The organism is Pseudorhodoplanes sp. (assembly GCF_035565855.1).
Taxonomy (GTDB): Bacteria; Pseudomonadota; Alphaproteobacteria; order Rhizobiales; family Xanthobacteraceae; genus Pseudorhodoplanes.
The window spans coordinates 1-2,311 of record NZ_DATMRX010000252.1 but is presented as its reverse complement, the minus strand read 5'-3'; the positions used below and the strand labels follow the sequence as shown (position 1 = coordinate 2,311).

Below are 2,311 nucleotides of genomic sequence, written 5' to 3'. Positions count from 1 at the left end.
TTGCAAACTCACCTGACGGAAATTCGATCCTTCGGTTCCAACCCGGGCGCGTTGCGCATGTTTGCGCATGTTCCGCGACAGACATCAGAACAACGTGCGCTCGTTGTCGTGTTGCACGGATGCACACAGAGTGCAGCCGCTTACGATCTCGGTGCAGGCTGGTCGACCCTGGCGGACCGTTTTGGATTTTGCCTGCTGCTTCCGGAGCAGCAAGTCTCCAACAATCCGAACCGCTGTTTCAATTGGTTTCAGCCGGACGACAGCACCCGCGGGAGCGGCGAAGCACAGTCCATTCGGCAAATGATCGACAAGATGATGTCCGATCACGACATCGACCCAAAGCGGGTGTTTGTGACCGGCCTTTCAGCCGGCGGCGCAATGGCTTCGGTTATGCTTGCGACCTATCCCGACGTCTTCGCGGGCGGCGCGATTGTTGCGGGCTTGCCCTATGGTGCCGCGAACAACGTCCAGCAAGCGTTCCAGACCATGTTTCAATCGCCACCGCGGCCCGCACGCGCATGGGGCGATGTCGTCAGAGGCGCGTCGCCGCATCGCGGGCCCTGGCCACGCATATCGGTCTGGCATGGTGGGGTCGACGCGACGGTCATCCCGTCCAATGCCGCGGAAATCATCAAGCAATGGACCGATGTCCACGGTCTGCCGCTCGCGCCGTCTTCAAAAGCGATTGTTGACGGCTATCCCCGCCGGGTCTGGCTGAATGCGGCTGGAGAAGAGATCATAGAGTCTTATACCATCACCAACATGGCGCACGGAACTCCGCTTGCGACCGGCGATGCCGATCATGAGTGCGGCGCTGCCGGGCCGTTCTTGCTGGAGGTTGGAATTTCGTCGTCGTACCACATCGCCAAGTTCTTCGGCCTTGCCACCGCGTCGGCGCCCAGCCACGCCTCGGCGCAATACGACCAGTACGAAAGTACGGTCCCTGCAGGGCGTTTGCAGGACGAGCGGTTGGAGGCGACGCGTCCTGAAACGCACGTCCTGGAAGGGGAGGTGCTTGGGCCGGAGTCGGATGGCTGGCCTGAGCGCAGGCAACATCCGCACACTCGATTTGATGTGGGTGCGGTCATCAATAATGCCTTGAAAGCGGCTGGATTGATGAAGTGAGATCGCGCGTGCCCGCCGCCCTGTTGGGCCCGGCGAAACTCGGATAGAACGGGGCGGCTGCCAGTCCTGCCACCTGGTGTGATCGCGGATGTGCCGGCGTCCGGTTGTCATCGCCTCGATCTGTCGCGCGATCTTCGGGCTCGTGCTTATCGCGCTCGCCGCGTGCAGCAGCGCCGTTGTCGATTCCGTCACTCAGCCTGTGCCCCGCGCGTCCGCCGGCAGCGTGCCGGGCCACGTTTACCTTTTGCGCGGTCTTGTCGGTGAGGTCTTTTCGCTCGGCTTTTACGATCTAGCGGAGCGCATCAGGGAGCGCGGCGTGTATGCGAGCGTGCATAGCATGTACGCGCCGGGAAATCTCGCGGGCGAGATCATCGCGAAGCACCGCCAGGCGCCGGCGCCCATCGTTCTGATCGGGCACTCGTCGGGTGCTGACGTGGCGATCGCGATCGCGGAGCGGCTCAGGGCCGCGAATATTCCGGTCGCGATCATGTTCGGATTTGATCCGACGCCGATTGCAGGCCGTATCCCGGACAATGTCGAACTCTTCATCAACCTCTATCAGAAGACCAATCTGATTGGCGGCGGCGAGGCGCGCGCGGCCAGCGGCTTCCGCGGCCGCATCGTCAATGTCGATCTGCGCGAGCGGCGCGAGATCATTCACATCACGCTGGACAAGTCGCCGGTGATCCACGTGCTGGTCGCGGACAAGATCGGCGCGATCCTGCGGGCGCGCGTGCAGGCGTCGCCTGTGCGCTCCCGCAGGGAGGCACCTGTCGCGTATGTCACGCCGCTGACGATGCGTTATGTCGTGCCGCCCAATGTTCCGATCGTGCTGTGGGACAGCGCCATGCGCGGCACGCTCGGTGCGGACGAAACGCTTGAGGCTTTTGCGTCGCGCATGGACGCGACCGCATGGGCGATCGCAAGCGTCAACAATGTCAGGCTCGAAGATCCGCCGCCACCAGGGACGAGCCTTCTTGTGCCGCGCAGCATATACGCGACTGCTCGGTGACGAGCGGGGAATATCAGCGGGAAAACACGGGCACGCAATCCGTCGCCTTGGCTGGCCGGAAGGGCATGTGCAGCGGATTGCGCGAGCCGTGGCAGTGCTGCGTGGAGAATTTGCCAAGCCGGTTCCGGTCGAGAGGCTCGCGGCCGTGGCCGGAATGAGCCTGTCCTCGTTCCA

2 protein-coding genes are annotated in these 2,311 nt (G+C 63.1%); both read left to right on the top strand.

Features of this window, described 5'->3' with window-relative positions; all coding sequences use genetic code 11:
* Window positions 1-1,125, top strand: a 1,125-nt coding sequence (locus tag VN004_RS14360; RefSeq protein ID WP_325611272.1) for a PHB depolymerase family esterase, incomplete at its 5' end; no start/stop codon positions are given.
* A gap of 88 nt (window positions 1,126-1,213) precedes the next feature.
* A complete protein-coding gene (locus VN004_RS14355; protein WP_325611269.1) occupies window positions 1,214-2,137 on the top strand; it encodes a thioesterase domain-containing protein in 924 nt (307 codons plus the stop codon).
* The last annotated feature ends 174 nt before the right edge of the window (window positions 2,138-2,311 follow it).

Excerpts from the sequence above, each read along its gene's own strand:
- VN004_RS14355 (WP_325611269.1), top strand. The coding sequence starts at position 1,214 with ATGTGCCGGCGTCCGGTTGTCATCGCCTCGATCTGTCGCGCGATCTTC.